This window comes from Ruegeria sp. E5 (assembly GCF_056534105.1).
The window spans coordinates 211,781-229,408 of record NZ_JBQFPA010000006.1 but is presented as its reverse complement, the minus strand read 5'-3'; the positions used below and the strand labels follow the sequence as shown (position 1 = coordinate 229,408).

Here is a 17,628-nt window from a genome sequence, read left to right as displayed (position 1 = left end):
GCGGAAAGGGTCACCTACTCCTGCTCTTCCTCAATTTCTTCTTCGTCAAGTTTGCGCTGGCTTTCCTGTAATGGCGCGCGCTCGATCAGTGCCCAAATTTCCTTTTTGGTCTTCTTTGAAACAGCGCCTCTGGCTTCCAGCTCGATCAATAGCGAGCGTGTCTGATCTTCGGTACAGCCAATTGTTCTGCTGAGCCGTTCCAGAGTTTTGAACTTGTATTTGGTATCTCTCAACATGGACTCAAGCAGCTTCTTGCGAGGCTCTTTCCATGTCTTGGCGTGCTTCCGGCTTCGATATTCCTCAAGCACAATCGGCCCAACAATGCCGCCAATCAGCCCACCAAATATCGCTGCCAGAACCGCACTCATGACCCGATCGTCTCAACCGTCAGATTGCCGTTGGTATAGACGCAGATATCCGCAGCAATTGCCATGGCTTCACGCGCCACATCCTCGGCCGGTTTGCCGCTATCCATCATCGCACGGGCGGCTGCCAGGGCAAAGTTGCCGCCCGACCCGATTGCAGCGACGTTGTGTTCCGGCTCAAGCACGTCCCCTGCCCCAGTGATCACGAGCAGATCCTTGCCGTCGGTCACAATCAGCATCGCCTCGAGCTTCTGCAGATACTTGTCGGTGCGCCAGTCCTTGGCCAGCTCGACTGAAGCACGCGCCAGTTGGCCGGGCGTCGCCTCAAGCTTGGCTTCCAGACGTTCCAGCAGCGTGAACGCATCCGCCGTAGATCCGGCGAATCCGGCGACCACTTCGAACCCGCCCGGTGTCAGGCGACGCACCTTTCGCGCAGTGCCCTTGATCACGGTTTGGCCCAGGCTGACCTGCCCGTCCCCGGCGATGACAACCTGCCCGCCCTTCTTGACGCCAATAATAGTGGTGCCGTGCCATCCGGGAAAATCGCTGTCTGCCATGAATGCCTCCGTTATCCGTGCTGCCATATATGGGCCGGGCACGGGTTCTGCGCAACCGGTTCTAAAAATGCCCAAAAGATATGCAGTAAACGCAAACCGGGGCTGTTGAGTCAGCATTTGTGAGACTCAGCCGCCGGAGTTACATGAGGCTTACAACCGACAACGGGTCGGCTGTTTCTGTTAAAAGGACCAAGCACATGGCAAACGCAATCGCAAAAACCCATGCGCCGCGCGGAGCAGTCACCATCCTGCACGCAGTGGACGCATTCTCTCATGCATTCGAAAACGTTGTCGAATGGTACAAATCATATCAGACACGCAACGAACTGTCGCAACTGAGCGACGAGCAGCTGGAAGACGTCGGGCTGACCCGCGCTGATATCTCCAAGTTCTGATCCAGGATTTGAACACTTATAAGATGAGCCGCTCGATTGAGCGGCTTTTTCTTTTTCAGTTTTCGACGAATTTACCTGCGAGATCAGGCAGATAAGCCTCAACTGCAGCAGTGGCTACGACATGCCGGGTACCCGCCTCGGCATCCTCGACATCCAGTCCCCCTTTGACCGCCCGAACCGAGGCGCGGCCCCGCGGCAGATCCGAGGCGACAAGATCACAATCAACCTTCTCAGGCTGCTGAACGCCAATCGTGACCTCAACGCGCATCTCCTCATGACTGATGCCCAGTTTGGAAAACAGCGTGATGGACGAGTGGTGCAGCGCGTCCTGAACAGCGTGGCGCGCGGCCTTGGTATAGTCCTGACCATACAGATCGTTGCCGGTCCCCATCTCCAGAATGATGCGTTTTTCCGTCATCGGGCGGGCTCCATATCAAATGAGACAACGATCGCGGCGTTGGCGATCACCGTGCGACCTTCAGAATGGGGTTTGTCGATATCCAAGCCACCATGTGTGACCGTGATGTTGGGCTGGCCGTAAGGGAAAATGGCCTTCAACGCCTGCGAATCCACCCGGTCCGGTTGCTGTACACCGATTTCCGCGTCGATGATCATGGCCTCTTTCGGGAATCCGAACAATTCCGCCATATTGACCGAGTTATGCCAGAGCGCATCCTTGAGCGCGCGCAGCGCTGCTTCGGTATAGTCTTCGCGCCGAAGCGACGTACCCATACCGAATTCCACCAATACCCGAGTTTTGGGCATGTCGCCTCCTTATTCCTGATGACCCGACAATCTGCACGAGTTCTTGCGAATTGAAAGAACCAGTACAGTGAACTGCATCCGGCCAAACCACGAAACCCGAATGTTTGGTGTGTACCGCCGCTATCGACTAGAATTCTGTCTGTTTAAGCACACGATCTATGAAAGGTTTGATTCCATGACGTATTTTCGGCTCATGTCATCATTGTTGTTGTTTGGACTTCTGGCGCCAAGCGTATCCGCTGAAGTCATAGAAAACAAAGCGAAATTTATGAACCTGATCGTTGATAAGAAGCTGGTTCAGGGCGAAACCTGGGTGACTATTCACAAGGACGGCACGGTTGAGGGCAAAGGCCCGAAAGGTGGCAGTATCAGCGGCACGTGGGAGTGGAAAGACAGGTATTACTGTCGGAGAATCGTGATCGTCGGTGAAGTGATGCCCCACGACTGTCAGGTGGTTTCAATCGCAGACGACACCGTTACATTTACCCACAAAGACGGCGCGGGAGTATCGGTGAGGTGGACCATCAAGTGAGTCTAAACTCTTGTCACGCAGTGGCTTTAATAAAAAAAGGCGCCCAATGCGGGGCGCCTTTTTTTCGTTCGCACACTAGCGAAGGTCAGATCGACTCGTCGATCCAGCTTTGCAGGGCCGCCTTCGGGGCCGCGCCAGCGCGGTTCGAAACCACCTGACCGTCTTTGAAAATGAACAGCGCCGGAATGCCGCGCACGCCCATGGCCGCGGCTGAGTTTGGGTTGCTGTCGACATCGACCTTGGCAATCTTCACCTTGCCACCATATTCGCTGGCCAGCTCTTCCAGGGCGGGGCCGATCTGCTTACAGGGGCCGCACCACTCGGCCCAGAAATCCACCACGACGGGGATATCGGAATTCTTGACTTCGGCGTCAAAGGTGTCGTCGGTAACGGCTACGGTCGACATGTCTGTCTCCTGACTGGGAATGCTTGGGCTCAGAACCTAGGTGCGGCACCGGGCAAGGTCAAGATATAGGGTTCGGTGTCAGGGCGTCCGTCACCATATCGTGTGGCAACCACATCAGGTGCGCGGTTCGCGTCCACAAGATAGCGGTGCGGATACTGTGATTGGGATAGATTTGCGACAGGGCATGGGCGTAGGCCGCCATCTGGCGCAACAGCCCTTCGGGGCAGGATTCTGGCCCGGTCGGAACAGTCGCATTGGATTTGAAATCAATTACATGCACCTCTTTATCCGTGATAATCAGCCGGTCGATGACCCCATGCATTCGTGTGCCGTTCAGATCGGCAGAGACCGAAACCTCGGTCAGCGCATCCGAGCCAAAGACCGGTTTCAGATATTCGGCCGTCAGCACCGATGTGGCCTCAGTCAGCAGATCTTGCCGCTCAACATCTTGCATATCGGCCAGAAGCCGTGCGCAAAGCTGCGGCCATTGATCCTGTGCGGCAGCAGGAAGATGTTCGAGCAACAGGTGCAGCTGCGATCCGCGTCGTTTCGCCGCCTCTTCATCCTGCCCCGCATCTCCGGGCAAGGCCTTCGCACCCCCTAGATCAGAGGGGCTGAGCGTTTCGGCTGGCGCGGGTAGATTTGGCGCGGGGTGGTTAAAAAATACAGGCAAATGCTGTTCGTTGTGCGGGATGCTGCCCTGTTCAACGGCAGGCAAAGCCTCCCAATCTCCATGCGCCAGTCGAAGGGTCTGGGTGCCGGGAACATGAGTAGCCCCTGCCCGCGCCATCGCGGCCTCAACCATCTGATACCAACTGTTGCCATCCTTGCCTACATCCCCGGCGGCCGCCACTATTAGCCACTTTTCTGCCCGTGTTAGAGCCACATATAGAAGCCTCAGCCGCTCATTCTCCTCGCGCGTTCTGGCTTCTTGGCGCGCAGCTGCGATCAATGCAGGTGAGGCATCAGAAGGCACTTTCCACAACGGAGTATCGCCCGCCATCATGATCTCGGCATCTCGTGGTGGCTGTCGTTTACCAGTGTCCGGCAGGATTACGATCGGTGATTCCAATCCTTTTGAGCCATGAACGGTCATCACCCTGATCATATTGCCGACACCGCTCATCTGGCGCTTGATCTCCAGATCGTCGGTTTGCATCCAGACCAGAAAACCGGTGAGGCTTGGGATATCTGTCCGTTCATAGGCCAGCGCCTGCGACAGTAACGCGTTGATACCATCCTCAGCCTCGGCCCCAAGCCGGCCCAGCAGTTTGCGTCGCCCGTCATGGCGCGTCAGGATACGTTCGATCAGATCATAAGGACGCAGAAAGTCGGTTTGACCGCGTAGGTCGTTCAGAATCGCAAGCGTTACCGGGAACTCCTCGGCACGATTGCGCAACGCTGCCCATAGATAAGTTTCCTCCCTGCGATGAGCCAGATCGAACAACTGTTGTTCCGTCCAGCCAAACAGTGGGGATTTCAGGACTGTCGCCAGTGATAGGCTGTCTTCGGGTGTGGCCAGAAAGCTCAGCAAAGCAGCCAGATCCTTGACCGCCAGTTCCGCGCCCACCTTCAGGCGATCCGCCCCCGCGATGGGCAGGCCCTCGCTTTTGCAGGCGCGAATGATCTCGGCAAACAGGTCCGAGCGGCGTTGGACAAGGATCAGAAAGTCGCGGGGCTGCACTTTGCGCCGGACAAATGCCCCCGACGCATCGCCATCATCGGGAATGGTGGCGCCATCCCTGATCATATCCTTGATCGACCGGGCAACCTGTTCTGCCAGAATGACGGTGTGATGCCGTGCGCCGGGTCGATCAACGGGATCGGTCCAATCGCTGTCATCCTCGTCTTCAACCTTCTCGATCACCGGCCATAGGTCGACGCGCCCAGGAAGATCGGCCTTGAATGCCCGGTGTAAGGCATCCTTGTGGAACCCGGCTTCTACATGGTTTTCGAACAGTATATCGACCAGCCCAAGGATCGCGCTGGACGAGCGGAACGAATATTCCAGCGTTGAATCCGACAGTTTAGAGCCTGATTCTCGAAGTTTCCGCCCAAATTCGGCCTGCATCTGGTCAAAGGCTTGCGGGTCGGCGCCCTGGAAGGAATAGATCGACTGTTTCTTGTCACCAACCACAAAGATCGTGCGCTCAACTCCGGATCGGGCCCCTTCCCCGCTGGTAAATTCCTGAGCCAATTTTTCGATCACGTCCCATTGATCCGGGCTGGTGTCCTGCGCCTCGTCCACCAGAATGTGATCGATGCCACCGTCGAGCCGGTACAGCACCCATTCTGCGACCGCTGGGTCGTTCAGCACCTGACGTGCGCGCAGGATCAGGTCATCAAAATCCAGCCAACCCCTCACCTGCTTGCACCGCTCGTATTCCGGAAGGAAGGCCGCGGCAAAGCGATGTAATACATGGGTTTTCTGGGCCGCAACCAGCGCCAGTCGTTGTTCCCGCGCGGCTTCGACCCGCAGCATCAGGGCCTCGAGCTGGGGCATCCGATCTGCCAGCACCCCTTCACGCAGCGCCTTGGTTGGAAAGCTGTTGAGTTTTGCGGCAAAGGGCTCTTTCGCGCCCTTACCCGTCAATAGGACGTTTTCAAGTATCGTCAGTTTGCTCAGCCGGGCGTCGGTAAAACCGACAAGCTTGTCGGCGGCCTTGGCATTGTTCCCTCCGCTTTCCGAAAGCGCGGGCAAAATGGACTGGATCAGTTCGACCTCACCGCCCAGAAACACGTTACGCAGCAGGACCTGTTCATCAAAACCTTCGGGCAGATCAAACCGTTGCAGAATGTCCGGCCATTGCAGCACATGTTCAAACTGATTTCGTTTCTGCGCAACAGCGGCAGTCAGTTTGTCAAAACCGGTATCGGTGACAAAGCGGGCAACGTCTTCGATCAATTCGGCCTGAGGGCCGTCGGCAAAACTTTCAATGATCTCTTCGCGCAGCAACGCCGCAGCCCGGTCTTCCATTTCGGAGAACTGAGGGCTGACCCCCGCCTCAAGCGGGAACCGTCGCAGCAGCGAAGCACAGAAGGAGTGGATCGTTTGGATTTTCAGGCCACCAGGCGTCTCAATAGCGCGGGCAAACAGGGTCCGTGCTTGCGCCAACCGGTCGGGATCGATCACGCCCGGTACGCCAAGTTCGACCAACTCAGACTGAAGGTCGCCGTCGCCCAACATTGCCCATTTGCCAAGACGTTTGAACAACCGGTTCTGCATCTCGCTGGCCGCGGCCTTGGTATAGGTCAGGCACAGGATATGCTGCGGCTGTACGCCATCCAGCAACAGCCGCGCCACCCGGTCGGTCAGCACCCGGGTCTTGCCCGAGCCCGCATTGGCCGCCAGCCAGGTTGAGGCGTCCGGGCGCGCGGCCTGAACCTGCCGTTCGGTGGCATCATTGCGGGGGGTCATGTCAGGTCCTCCGGTTCGGTTTCCGCTGAACGATCCCACTCGCCGAACCGGGCGAGGTGATCATAGTCCCCTATATCTGTGTCCTTGTGCAGCATCCTGCGTGAAGAGAACCCCTGATCAGGCTCTAAATAGGCTGATATGAGCTCTTTCAGTTCGGCCAGCACCTTGTCGGTCGGCTCTTTCTGCAGCGGTGCGGGCACTTCTTTATAGGTGCCGCCCATGCCAATGAAGATCGCCTGTGCAACGGGAAGCGGATCGAATCCTTCGATACCGCCCTGCTCGGCCATTGCGGCCTCGATCAGCAGTTGTTTGTCGAATTTGGCTTGCTGACTTTCCGTTGGCGGAGTGCCCGTCTTGTAGTCGATGATACGCAAAGCCCCCTGCCCGCTTCGATCGATTCGGTCGGCACGTCCGGCAATGGTGAACTCCAGCGGCGTCAACGCCAGCCGCATTCCAACTTCAAATGCTACAGGCCCGCCATCGGCGCGGCGGTGAATCTCGGCGGACAGAAAGCTATCGGTAATCCGCTCTAGCCGCGCCAGCCACAGCTTTCGGGCAGTTGGCCACGCAACGTGGTCGTCCAGCAGAGCTTTGGCGCGTTTCAGGAAATTTTCTCGGGTCAATAAAGCCGGATCCAGAACGCTGTCGCGCACGAATTGTTCCATCACCTCGTGGATGACGATACCGCGTAGCAGGGCATCTGGCGCCTGAACCAGCGGGTCCAGTTGTCTCAATCGCAGGACATGTCGGGCATATATGGCGTACGGATCGCGGATCAGGCGTTTGATTTCGGTCACCGATAGCCGCCGTGGCCGCGCCGCGACGGGTGGTCGTGGCGACGGGCGGTGCGCGGGTGCGATTCGGGGTGCATGTTCCAGCATCTCTGCCCAATCCAGCCACCGTTGGCCCCGCGCTTGCATTGCTTCTAACGCCCTAGTTCCACCTTGTTCAGGCAGGCCTTGCAACAGGTTGGTCATGCGGTTCAGCCAACGGGATGGTACGGTTTCCGCATCATCCGAGCGGGTAGCGCGGGTCAAAACCACCTCTGCAGCACCTGCCGCCTGCTGGAAGTCATGCGCGGACAGGCCGATCCTGCGTTCGGGCAGTAAAAGACCGGCCTCATTGCGCATCTGACGGTTCAGCCAGGGGTCGGGTGCCGCAGCCTCGGGCCAGCTGCCTTCGTTCAAGCCACCCAGAATTAGCAGATCCGCACCCTGAACGCGCGCTTCCAGGGTGCCCCAGATCATCAGATGCGGGTGAGGTGCATCACGGTCGCGGACTTCTTCACCTGCCAACAACGCGCCCAGAAGTTCGGCAAAGTCATGGGCGGTCATCGCACCGCCATGCTGTGCTTCGGCTTCCAAAGTAGAGATCACCGCAAGCGCCTTCTGGCCCGCGTTCTTGTCCCACAATGTGCCAGATTCACCGGTTGCACCTGCCGAGATCATCTCGGCCAGCGTGCGAAGCCGGGCGACCCAGTCCGGCAGTGGCTGTTCGGTGGGGTCGTATTGATCGCAAAATGTCTGGGTAACCCAGCGGACCCAGTCCTCGGGCGCTTCAGTACGAATGGCGAAAGCGGTCAGGCTGGCGCTGTCGGGAAAGGGCGGGCCATAGCGACGCAGGTCAAGCTCAAGATCGCGGGTATGCAGCAGGTGGCTGCCCCGGTCGCCCCCGTCATGGCACAGTGGGTGTTTGAGCAGCGTCAGCAGAGCCTCGCCATCCAGGCGGCGCGCGAACAGCCCGGCGACATGGCGTAGGAACCGCCCGGGCGGAGACAGCTGCAGTGGCAGGCCCGCGCTGTCATCGGGCAGGATATTCCACCGGTCCAGTGCGGCGCTGACCTGCCGGGTTAGCATCCGGTCGGGGGTGATTAGCGCGGCGGTCTGGCCGGTCTCGGCCGCTTGCCGTAGGCGTAGCGCAATGGCCAAGGCCTCGGCCCGGGGCGAGGGCGCCTCGATCAGCGTCACATCCTTGGTCGCACCGTTCAGGTCGGGCAGGAGCGGGCCTTCAGTCATCCATGCGTCGGTGACCGGGGCAGGGCGCAATGCAAGCGAAATCAGCTTGTTACGGGCAGGTGAAGGGGCCTGATCCGTGGTCCATGGCCGGATTTGATCCGGGCCAAGCCCTAGCCCAAGCATCAGCTTGCGGAACCGGTATTGAGGATGATCCTCAGATGTCAGCGGGTTATCCAGATTGCTCCAAACATGTTCAGGCCGGTCGAAATCATAGCCAGGCAGCACCAGCGCCCCCTGAGGCAGACGCGCAACCGCCTGCATCAGCATCAGGGTGGTCCCGCGAGACCCGGTAGAGCCTGCCAGAATGACAGGATGTTCGGGCGGCGACGCCTCCCAGCGCGCGATCAGGTTCTCGACCACGCGCCGCTGTCGGGCCTGCGCATCCAGCGCGTCCGAACCGGATTCCATGAACTGATCGGCGATGCCGATAAAGGCCTGCGCCCGTGCCCAATGGCCGGACATGTCGCTGACATCCAGTTGCCTGATCGCATCGGGCGAGACACCTTCCCCCTGCATCTCGTCGATCAGCCCGGCCAGACTGTCAGACAGATCGAACAGCGAGGACCGGGCCGCCAGATCGGGTTGCTGGTCCAGTAGTTTTGCGATCAGCTGCGTCAGCTCCAGCCTGCGACGCAGAAGCGGGATTGCGGGTGGGATCTGCGCCAGATCGGCGCTTTCGCCAAGATCTGTGACCAAAGAGAGGCGTGGCAACAGGCAAGCGGGACCTTGATCAAACAGATCGCGCACCCGGCGCGCCATCCGGCGGGTGTTGATTACCAGTTGTACCCGGGCCAGCGCATCGGGCGGCTGCCCCTCAAATCGCTCATGCAGACCGTCAACCAGCACCTTGGGGAAATCCGCGCCCGGAGGAATGGCGAATACCCGGGGCAGGGCGCTGGGCTCAAACATCGGCAATCAGCCCCTCGGCCAGATCAATACCCTCGGGACGCCCCACATCGCACCAGCGACCGGGGTAAGACAGTGCGAACAGGCGCTTTTGCTGCAGCATTCGATCCCACAATACGTTCAATGAAAACACGTCCTCAGCGATGTCATGTAGCCCTTCGGTTTTCAGAATTTGTACCCCGCCGTAAACAAGACCGGCACCGCGGACGATCCGCCCTGTGCTGTCCTGAGTGAAGTCACCAGGGCCTGTGTGGCCAAGGGTTTGCCCAACTGGAACGCACATCAGCAGCGCATCCATTTTATCCGGATTCCAATGATCCTTCAGTAAATTCAGTGGGTTGGGCCCAGCCCAGATCGCGTCGCTGTTCAAGGTGTATACGGGATCGGATCCAAGCAGAGGTAGCGCTGCGCGCAGCCCACCACCAGTATCCAAAATGCGCGGTTCTTCCCGCGATATCATAACGTCGCAGCCCGCCAGATGATCAGCCAACTGATCAGCGTGGTAGTGCAGGTTGGCAACAACCCGCAACGGCCTTAGCGCATCGACCAGATCCAGTGCGTGATCAATCAGGGGCCGCCCGGCCACCTCGATCAGCGGTTTGGGCCGGTCTTTGGTCAGGACACCCATGCGAGTACCAAAGCCCGCGGCAAACAGCATTGCAGCTTGGGGGGTGTCGGTCATTGCGCCCTCAGCTTTGCCAGGTTCTCGGGGTTTGGGGCGGGCAGGGCGCTGCGCAACAGGTCTGCCACCGGCACCAACGCGGGATGTTCGAGATCGCGCATCAAATGTGCCCACGCAGCCGGGATCAGGTCGACGTAGTGTGGCTTTCCATAATCGGTCGCCAACCGGGCAAAACCGCCCAGAATGCGCAGGTTACGCTGTGCGCCCAGAACAGCATATGCGGTGCGGAAATCATGCCCATCGACGCCGGTTGCGGTGATATAGCGGTCGATCATCCGCATCTCGATCCCGGCGGGCACAGTCCGACGCACATCCTGTAGCAGTGACATCAAATCATAGGCGGGATGCCCCAGCATCGCGCTTTGGAAATCCAGCAGACCGACGCGCGCCAGACCTTCGCGCTCGGGCAGCCAGATCAGGTTTTCTGCGTGGTAATCGCGTTGCACAACAACCCGTGTTCCGCCGGTTTCCCGGTGCAGGATATCCGCAAAGCGCAGCTCGAACCGGGCGCGGGCCTCGTCGTCGTGCGATCCAAGAATGCCTTGCGCATATTTCGTGAACGATAGCGCCGCCAATTCGGTCATCATAGCGGGGTCGTAACTGTCGAGCGAAAGCGTCGGCGCCGCGTGAAGATGGACAAGTACATCGGTTGCGGCGTCATACAGCGTGCGCTCAAGCGTCGGATCGTCCCGCAAGACGCGTGCGAACAGATCGTCGCCCAAATCTTCGAGCAACAGAAACCCGTATTCGCAGTCCTCGGCGTAGATTTCCGGCGCACTCAACCCAATGGAACGCAGGTACTTCGACATACGCACGAAGGGTTCAACAGCTTCGCCCTTGTCGGGCGGAGCATCCATCAAAACGGCGGTCCGGCCGGTGGCAGGGTCGGTCAGACGCTCGTACCGGCGGTTCGAGGCATCACCCGCCAAAGGCGTATGCCGTGCGCCGTTCCATGGTGTCTGCGCGATCAAGGCTTCTGCCAAAATGGCCCGGTTCGTCATTGGATCCCCTCCAGCTTGGCGTTCCATTTCGGGTCTGTCCACGACATCGTAAGTTGTCGCGTATCTTGTTCGTTGGCGTCTGTGGTGAACCGGATCAGTAAGGCCGGCTCTGGCGTCAGGGGACCCAGCTTTTCAGGCCACTCGATCAGGCAAATGCCGGCGTCGAAGGCGTCGACCAGCCCCAGCTCTTCGATCTCTTCCACGGCAGAAAGACGATAGAGATCTGAATGCCAGACCTCACCAAGCTGCGTCTCGTAAACCTGAACTAGAGTAAAGGTCGGCGAAGGCACATCTTCGGGTGCGGACAGAAGAGATTGGATCAATGCGCGTGCGAAATGGGTTTTGCCGCTGCCGATGGTACCTTCAAGCAGGATAGTATCGCCAGACTGCAATGCGCCACCCAGTTTGGTGGCAACTTCAGCAGTGTCGAATGGGGATTTCGAGGTCAGAGTCAGCGGTGCGTTCATGGCGTCACAATGAACCTGCGCCGGGTCGGCTGCAACCGGTTCAGGCGCTGATTTTTTGTATTTCCGTGATGTTCCTGACCGGGTTGTCCGAGGCGAAACGGACAATTGTTGCCCCGTTTTGCATGGGGCTGACCGTGCAGTTCAAAGAGCCGCCGGATTTTAGGATCAGTTCAGCCGACCATTCGGCCCGATTCTCTCGCGCGGTGACGAATTCGCGGATCTCGCCAAGGATCGGCGTGGCGGTGCAGTGCTCCTGCCATTGGCGTGTGATTTCCAGCACCGTTGCTGGTTCGAATCCTTCTTCGCCGCTGTCGCCCCACAACACCTGATAGGCGTAATTTGTGATCGCCAGCGAACCGTCATCCGAAAACACCGCGATGGCATCAGCCAGCTTGTCCAGAATGGATTGCATAAGGTCCGTTTCAGCGCGGAACCGTCGGGTCAGTGTGATTTCGGCGGTGATATCTTCGAACAGGAAAGCCACGGCCCCATCGGGATGCGGGCGACCACTGACGGAATAGACCGATCCTGATGGCAGCGACCAGGTTTCCTGATAGTTTCCGTCCTGTGCCGCCTCCAGAAGGTCGTTCATCTGGCGCCGCCAACTGCGATAGTTCTTAGGCTCGGGCATCATATGCTGGTCGCGAAGCCGGTCAAAAAAGCTGGACAGGCTTGGGCGCAGGCTCAGGAAGTCGGGTGGCAGGGTGGTCAGATCGATCAGCGCTGGATTGAACAGGGCCAGTTGCCGGTTGCGGTCAAAGATCGCCAGACCAATGGAGAGCTGCGCGAAGGTCTTGGTCATGGTCTGCACAAACTTGCGCTGCGCTGTCTCGGCTTCGACAATTGCGTTGATATCAACCGCGTAACACAACTGATCCTGTTCGTGCGCGACCCGGGTCAGATCAAACCAAAGCTTGGCGTCGCTGTCCCGGACCGGGATCGAGACGCGGGTTTTTCGGCTCAGCTGCGCCTCGTCCTTGTGAGAAGGAAACAGAGGGTCCGTCAGATCGGCATCCGGTCCCGCGATCTTGCGAACCAACCGTACATAGGCCGCATTGCACCAGCCCACCTTGTCACGGTGATCTATCAGCCAAACAGGGTAGGGCGCCTGCTCCATCGCCAAACGAATTGGATCGCGTTGGTCACGGCGTGGCGCAGGGATGGTCCCCGTCAGATCACGTAATTGAACCCGAATGATACCATCGATCCATTCGCACAGAACCTCGCGCTCGACTGTGCAGTCGATGGCTGAAACGGCGATGTTGCCCCCGGACCGGACAATCTCGGGCGTTTCGGGGAAAGCGGGAAAATCACGTTGCAGCAAACGCCGCAGATCAGCCCAGTTGCTGACGGATTCGTAACCTGCCAGCGCAATATCGGAATGGCTGATCAACCGGTCGCCATCGAACAGGAAGACAACATCGAACAGCGCTCCGGGCGCTGACAGCCCGAAATCTCTTGTTTTGGCCTGATGGCGTGGCAAGAGCCACAATATCGCAAAGCTGGCCGAAACCACACTGATTGCGGCCAGAACGATCCATTCGGCCATTGCTCCAACCCCCGGGTAAAACGTTTGAATCTATATGAACAACAATGGTTAACGGGGTCTTAACTCAGATCTGGAACGGTTGGTTGGCGCCCGAGGGAACCGGAGTGTCCCCGGTTTGCGCGTCGATCAGCTTGCGCGGCCAAACGACATTGACGATCGCCCCCCTGCGGTCCGGTTGGTCAGTCAGGGTCTGATAAGGGTCCGCGCCATTGGCGAAGCTCAGTTCGGCACCGCTGCGTTCCAGCAGGGTTTTGGCGATGAACAGACCTAGCCCCATGCCTTCGTATTCCGGCCGACTACTGCGATCGGCGCGGCGGCGGCGCATGAACGGGTCACCAATCCGACCTATGATGTGGGAGGGGTAGCCGCGCCCATCATCCATGATCGAAACGCTGATCCGATCAGAGGTCCATTCAGCTTCGACCCAGACCGTCGACTGGGCGAAATCCACTGCGTTCTGGATCAGGTTGCGCAGCCCGTGAATGATCTCGGGCTTGCGCAGGATTGAGGGCTGCTGCACATCGCCATCCGCAACTGGTCCTTCGTCGAAATGCACCACTTTACCACGATTGATATGTGGCTCTGCCGCTTCATGGATCACGGTGGACAGAGGCGCCTGACGCAGGTGCAAATCATCTTTCCCAGCTCGGCCCATATCGCGCAGGATGTCGCGGCAGCGGTCAGCCTGTTCGCGGATCAAGGCTGCGTCCTCCATCAGCTCAGGCCGGTCGTCCAGCTCTTCGATCAGTTCTGAACTGGCCAGCTTGATCGTTGCCAGCGGCGTACCCAACTCATGCGCGGCTGCGGCCACCACACCACCAAGATCAGTCAGCTTTTGCTCGCGCGCCAGCGCCATATGGGTGGCCGAGAGCGCTTCGGACATCGATTGAACTTCGGAACTGATGCGGTGCGAATAGGCGCCGATGAAAACGATGGCGATGATAATCGCCGCCCAGTTTCCGAACAGCAAAATATCGGGGATATCCAGCACCAACCCCAGATTGGTTCTCAGCGGGAGGTGGAATTGCGCCAGCAACGTGGTCAGGATCACCGCAACGCTGCCGATGATCAGGGTCGAGCGGGTGCTCATTACATTTGCGGAAATCGTCACCGGGCCCAGCAACAGCAGCGCAAACGGGTTGTTTAGCCCCCCCGTCAGATACAAAAGGATCGACAGCTGCAGCAGATCGAACAGCACCATCAGGAAGTTCTCGAATTCCGACAAGCGCTTGTTTTCGGGAAACAACAGAATCGCCGTGAGGTTACCCATCACCGAAATGCCGATGACGAAATAACACAATGCCAGCTCAAGCTGAACGTCGTAATATTTCTGTGCAACCGTGATGGCCGTAAACTGGCCGATAATGGCGACCCATCGCAGCAGGATCAGCGTGCGCAGCCTGATCCAGGTACTGCGCTCCTGCCCACGCCAAAGACTGGTGTTGGAATTCGTCATCTGTCGATTATGTCCTATTGCGTCGGTCCGACATGTTGATAGGTGTCCCGGCAGAATCGATCAACATCCCCTTTCGTATCAGGATACGCGCCATGGTTCGTCTTTATGCTATTCTCGCAACTGTTGTTCTTGCAATTGGTCTTGGTGCCATGTGGCTGTTGACGCGGGGCGGCGCGGACGACAAATTCGCGCAGTGCCGCTCGTCTCAGATCGCGGGCGGGAGCGCGGCGATCGGCGGGCCGTTCGAACTGCTTAACGCCAAGGGTGAGACGGTAACCGACAAGGATGTGATCACCGAGCCCACGCTTGTCTACTTCGGTTATACCTTCTGCCCGGATGTTTGCCCCTTTGACATGTCGCGCAATGTCGACACGATCGATTTGCTGGCAGAGCGCGGTCAGTCGGTGACGCCGTTGTTCATCTCGATAGACCCGGATCGCGATACCCCCGAGGTTGTGGGCGATTTCGCATTCAACCTGCATGAACGCGTGATTGGCCTGACCGGATCGCCCGAGCAGATCAAGGCGGCCAGCAAGGCGTACAAGACCTATTACAAGGCCCAAGACAAAAGCGATGAGTATTATTTGGTCGACCACTCGACCTTTACCTATCTGATGACGCCCGAGGACGGGTTTCTGGAATTTTTCAAACGCGATGAAACGGCCGAGCAGATGGCGGACAAGATTGGCTGCTTTCTTGATCAGGCCTGATCCTCAACAGTCGGTTTGACCTTTGGAATGGCGCTGCTATTACTCATGTTTAAGCCAAGAGGCATGAAATAGCGGAAAGACCCACATATGGCAGACAGTTCCCAGCTTGAAATCGGCCCCGACAAATCGCTGCTGCTGGTAGATGATGACGAGCCGTTTCTGAGACGTCTGGCCAAGGCCATGGAAAAACGCGGATTCGAGGTTGAAACCGCGGGTTCCGTCGCCGCAGGCCGCGCCATTTCCACAGCCCGCCCACCTGCCTATGCCGTGGTTGATCTGCGACTTGAAGATGGCAATGGGCTGGACGTGGTTGAAGTGCTGCGCGAAAAACGCCCCGACAGCCGGGTTGTGGTTCTGACCGGTTATGGCGCCATCGCCACCGCCGTTGCGGCGGTCAAAATTGGTGCAACCGACTATCTGTCCAAACCCGCCGACGCCACTGACATCACCAACGCTCTGTTGGCCAAGGGCGACGAACTGCCCCCGCCGCCGGAAAACCCCATGAGCGCCGACCGCGTCCGCTGGGAACATATCCAACGCGTTTATGAACTGTGCGACCGGAACGTCTCGGAAACCGCGCGCCGGTTGAACATGCACCGCCGGACGTTGCAGCGGATTCTGGCGAAGCGCAGTCCAAGATAGACCCGTAGACTTAATAGCGTGTATTCTCCGGGCCGTTCCAAACGACTTTCAGGGCGCGGGTTGAGCCTGAGTTTGAAGCCTCAGCGCGTAATTCTTAAGGCAGGCAGAGTGCGCGCACCCAACTTTAGGCAATAACAGCAACTCATCAACCTTTGCCTGTAGCTTGCCACCCATCGCCAGCATTCGATCATCCACGACGCTGTTCTGGTTGTACTTGTTCCAATACCTTTCACGAAACCGGCTGGACCGGTTGGGTGCATCTGTCGCTTTCGTGCCTTGCCCGCGCTGCCGCTTGAGCGCGAAACTGTCTCGCGTTTTCACCGGGTAGTGAATGACAGCAGCCCAATCGTGTGTAGACAGATGCTCGGGCGCGGCGCCCAGCGCATGTCTTCGCCGTGATCCCGTACGATACATGTGTTCGTGCATCGGCAGGCCCGTAGCATTTACAAATTGCGATCCATCGTTCCGAAAGTCTGGCTGTAAGTGGGGTCGGTGGAGGCCAAACCCCTGTATTTTATCAGACTTTCGAAAAAGCGTTTTGAAGTAGCGATGCAAATTATGATCTGTATCGGCACGCTTTAGGAATCGTTGCGTGACCAGCCCCGGTTCCCACTTGTCGTTGCCCCCATTTCCGAAGATCAACCAATTCACGGCGATGCCCTCGGCGAAACCGGAACAGCGTTCGACGAGACCTGCGACCTGATTTTCATCGTTTGCACAGAAAAGAAACTCATCGCTATCAAGCCACATCAGCCAATCGGCATCGTTAAGCGAAGGATGCGCATAGGCCGTTTCCGCCGCTGTATGCTGTGGTACTTGCCCGGGTTTCAGATCTTGCAGAACATGGGAAATAACCCCGTTTTTATCAAGCGCATCAAGCAGCTCGGCGGTGCCGTCTGTCGAGTCATTGCTGTAAATCAGAATAGGATCAAACCCGACCAGCAGATGATACGCGACCCACTCAAGTATAAACGGCCCTTCATCCTTGGCGCAGGAGAATAGCCCAACCTTCATATCGGCTTGGCCTGAGTGGGTTTGATCATGATCGCGATTCTTCCTTGCACGGCCTATCTTCTGAAGATGATATTACGTTGAGTTTGAAAGGCATTTTCATAGCCACGATCAGAAAGTGAGGCAAACAGGCGTTCGGCGCTATCACCAAGATTCACGGTTTCCAGCTGTAGATATTGGGGAAGCGCTGCATCTTCTGCGCTTTCAAGAAAAGGCATAAGAATGTTCGGCTCGTGCCCTTCAACATCAAGCTTGGCAAAATCGGCATCATGCAGATGTGTAAGCTCAAGCAGTGTTCGGGTCTGCACCTCAATCGTATCGTATTTTGATAGCTCCAGATACGCTGTGTCGTTTGCCAAACGCGCCTGACCAAGATTGGTGGCCGTGTCGCCCCGCTTTTCTATAATAAGCGTCGCTTCACCAGTTTCGCCCGCGATCGCGAAAGTGTTCAGCTCCACGTTGCCAAATCCGTTCAGAGAGCAATTATTGCTGAGGCGTTCGGCCAGTGTCGGATTAGGCTCAAACGCATGAATCCGGGAGTCCGGGCTAAGAATTGACGACAAGAAAAGTGAATACAGACCAAAATTTGCACCGATATCCAAAACCTTGAGAGTCTTCCCCGCAAAGCTTTCTTTCAGCCAATTCAGCTCAAGCTCTTCCGGGGACCGGCCCTTCTGCCAAAGAGAGAATTCGCTGAAATTGTCATAAGGGTGCAGGTGGATTCGAATGCCCCGGTAGGCGATCAACTGTG

At 57.8% G+C, this 17,628-nt stretch carries 18 protein-coding genes; 4 read left to right on the top strand and 14 right to left on the bottom strand.

The window, feature by feature from the left end:
- Positions 1 to 14: 14 nt before the first annotated feature.
- On the bottom strand, positions 15 to 368 hold the full coding sequence (locus ACR0BI_RS20445) for a hypothetical protein (protein ID WP_170397809.1): 354 nt from the start codon (positions 366 to 368) through the stop codon (positions 15 to 17).
- Entirely contained in the window at positions 365 to 922 is a 558-nt protein-coding gene (gene hslV, locus ACR0BI_RS20440) for an ATP-dependent protease subunit HslV (RefSeq protein ID WP_480563143.1), read from the bottom strand. Before hslV ends, ACR0BI_RS20445 begins: the two co-directional genes overlap by 4 nt.
- A gap of 197 nt (positions 923 to 1,119) precedes the next feature.
- Between hslV and ACR0BI_RS20435 the strand changes: the two genes are divergently transcribed.
- On the top strand, positions 1,120 to 1,317 hold the full coding sequence (locus ACR0BI_RS20435) for a DUF1127 domain-containing protein (RefSeq protein ID WP_170397815.1): 198 nt from the start codon (positions 1,120 to 1,122) through the stop codon (positions 1,315 to 1,317).
- Between the two features lie 55 nt (positions 1,318 to 1,372).
- Here the strand turns inward: ACR0BI_RS20435 and ACR0BI_RS20430 are convergent, their stop codons facing one another.
- Both ACR0BI_RS20430 and ACR0BI_RS20425 read right to left on the bottom strand, forming a co-directional pair.
- Entirely contained in the window at positions 1,373 to 1,735 is a 363-nt protein-coding gene (locus ACR0BI_RS20430) for a Lin0512 family protein (RefSeq protein ID WP_480563145.1), read from the bottom strand.
- Positions 1,732 to 2,082, bottom strand: coding sequence for a Lin0512 family protein (locus tag ACR0BI_RS20425; RefSeq protein WP_170397821.1), 351 nt, complete (start codon positions 2,080 to 2,082; stop codon positions 1,732 to 1,734). Before ACR0BI_RS20425 ends, ACR0BI_RS20430 begins: the two co-directional genes overlap by 4 nt.
- Positions 2,083 to 2,350: 268 nt before the next feature.
- Between ACR0BI_RS20425 and ACR0BI_RS20420 the strand changes: the two genes are divergently transcribed.
- The gene (locus ACR0BI_RS20420; RefSeq protein WP_170397824.1) at positions 2,351 to 2,614 is read left to right on the top strand and encodes a hypothetical protein; all 264 of its coding nucleotides are present in this window, start codon (positions 2,351 to 2,353) and stop codon (positions 2,612 to 2,614) included.
- A gap of 85 nt (positions 2,615 to 2,699) precedes the next feature.
- Here the strand turns inward: ACR0BI_RS20420 and trxA are convergent, their stop codons facing one another.
- From trxA to regB, 8 genes are all read right to left on the bottom strand, one after another.
- On the bottom strand, positions 2,700 to 3,020 hold the full coding sequence (gene trxA, locus ACR0BI_RS20415; RefSeq protein WP_170397826.1) for a thioredoxin: 321 nt from the start codon (positions 3,018 to 3,020) through the stop codon (positions 2,700 to 2,702).
- Between the two features lie 58 nt (positions 3,021 to 3,078).
- Entirely contained in the window at positions 3,079 to 6,438 is a 3,360-nt protein-coding gene (addA, locus tag ACR0BI_RS20410; protein WP_480563146.1) for a double-strand break repair helicase AddA, read from the bottom strand.
- Complete coding sequence (gene addB, locus ACR0BI_RS20405; RefSeq protein WP_480563148.1) at positions 6,435 to 9,362, bottom strand: double-strand break repair protein AddB; 2,928 nt, start codon at positions 9,360 to 9,362, stop codon at positions 6,435 to 6,437. Before addB ends, addA begins: the two co-directional genes overlap by 4 nt.
- Positions 9,355 to 10,041 carry a nucleotidyltransferase family protein gene (locus ACR0BI_RS20400; protein ID WP_480563150.1) on the bottom strand — a complete coding sequence of 229 codons (687 nt, stop codon included), beginning with the start codon at positions 10,039 to 10,041 and terminating at the stop codon, positions 9,355 to 9,357. The genes addB and ACR0BI_RS20400 overlap by 8 nt, the downstream gene beginning before the upstream one ends.
- The gene (locus ACR0BI_RS20395) at positions 10,038 to 11,042 is read right to left on the bottom strand and encodes a phosphotransferase (protein WP_170425366.1); all 1,005 of its coding nucleotides are present in this window, start codon (positions 11,040 to 11,042) and stop codon (positions 10,038 to 10,040) included. Before ACR0BI_RS20395 ends, ACR0BI_RS20400 begins: the two co-directional genes overlap by 4 nt.
- Complete coding sequence (gene tsaE / locus ACR0BI_RS20390) at positions 11,039 to 11,509, bottom strand: tRNA (adenosine(37)-N6)-threonylcarbamoyltransferase complex ATPase subunit type 1 TsaE (RefSeq protein WP_480563152.1); 471 nt, start codon at positions 11,507 to 11,509, stop codon at positions 11,039 to 11,041. The genes ACR0BI_RS20395 and tsaE overlap by 4 nt, the downstream gene beginning before the upstream one ends.
- Before the next feature lie 40 nt (positions 11,510 to 11,549).
- Positions 11,550 to 13,058, bottom strand: a complete 1,509-nt coding sequence (locus tag ACR0BI_RS20385; protein WP_480563153.1) for a PAS-domain containing protein — start codon at positions 13,056 to 13,058, stop codon at positions 11,550 to 11,552.
- Between the two features lie 64 nt (positions 13,059 to 13,122).
- The gene (gene regB / locus ACR0BI_RS20380) at positions 13,123 to 14,514 is read right to left on the bottom strand and encodes a sensor histidine kinase RegB (protein WP_170397866.1); all 1,392 of its coding nucleotides are present in this window, start codon (positions 14,512 to 14,514) and stop codon (positions 13,123 to 13,125) included.
- 92 nt (positions 14,515 to 14,606) lie between these two features.
- Here regB and ACR0BI_RS20375 point away from each other — a divergent pair, with 92 nt between their 5' ends.
- Together ACR0BI_RS20375 and ACR0BI_RS20370 are read left to right on the top strand one after the other, a co-directional pair.
- A complete protein-coding gene (locus ACR0BI_RS20375) occupies positions 14,607 to 15,224 on the top strand; it encodes an SCO family protein (RefSeq protein WP_170625366.1) in 618 nt (205 codons plus the stop codon).
- 87 nt (positions 15,225 to 15,311) lie between these two features.
- Positions 15,312 to 15,866 (top strand): ActR/PrrA/RegA family redox response regulator transcription factor, encoded by a 555-nt coding sequence (locus ACR0BI_RS20370; protein WP_039542641.1) that lies wholly within the window; start codon positions 15,312 to 15,314, stop codon positions 15,864 to 15,866.
- A gap of 48 nt (positions 15,867 to 15,914) precedes the next feature.
- Here ACR0BI_RS20370 and ACR0BI_RS20365 read toward each other — a convergent pair whose 3' ends face one another.
- Both ACR0BI_RS20365 and ACR0BI_RS20360 read right to left on the bottom strand, forming a co-directional pair.
- The gene (locus ACR0BI_RS20365; protein ID WP_170425369.1) at positions 15,915 to 16,880 is read right to left on the bottom strand and encodes a glycosyltransferase family 2 protein; all 966 of its coding nucleotides are present in this window, start codon (positions 16,878 to 16,880) and stop codon (positions 15,915 to 15,917) included.
- 53 nt (positions 16,881 to 16,933) lie between these two features.
- Entirely contained in the window at positions 16,934 to 17,623 is a 690-nt protein-coding gene (locus ACR0BI_RS20360) for an FkbM family methyltransferase (protein ID WP_480790627.1), read from the bottom strand.
- Positions 17,624 to 17,628: the final 5 nt, after the last annotated feature.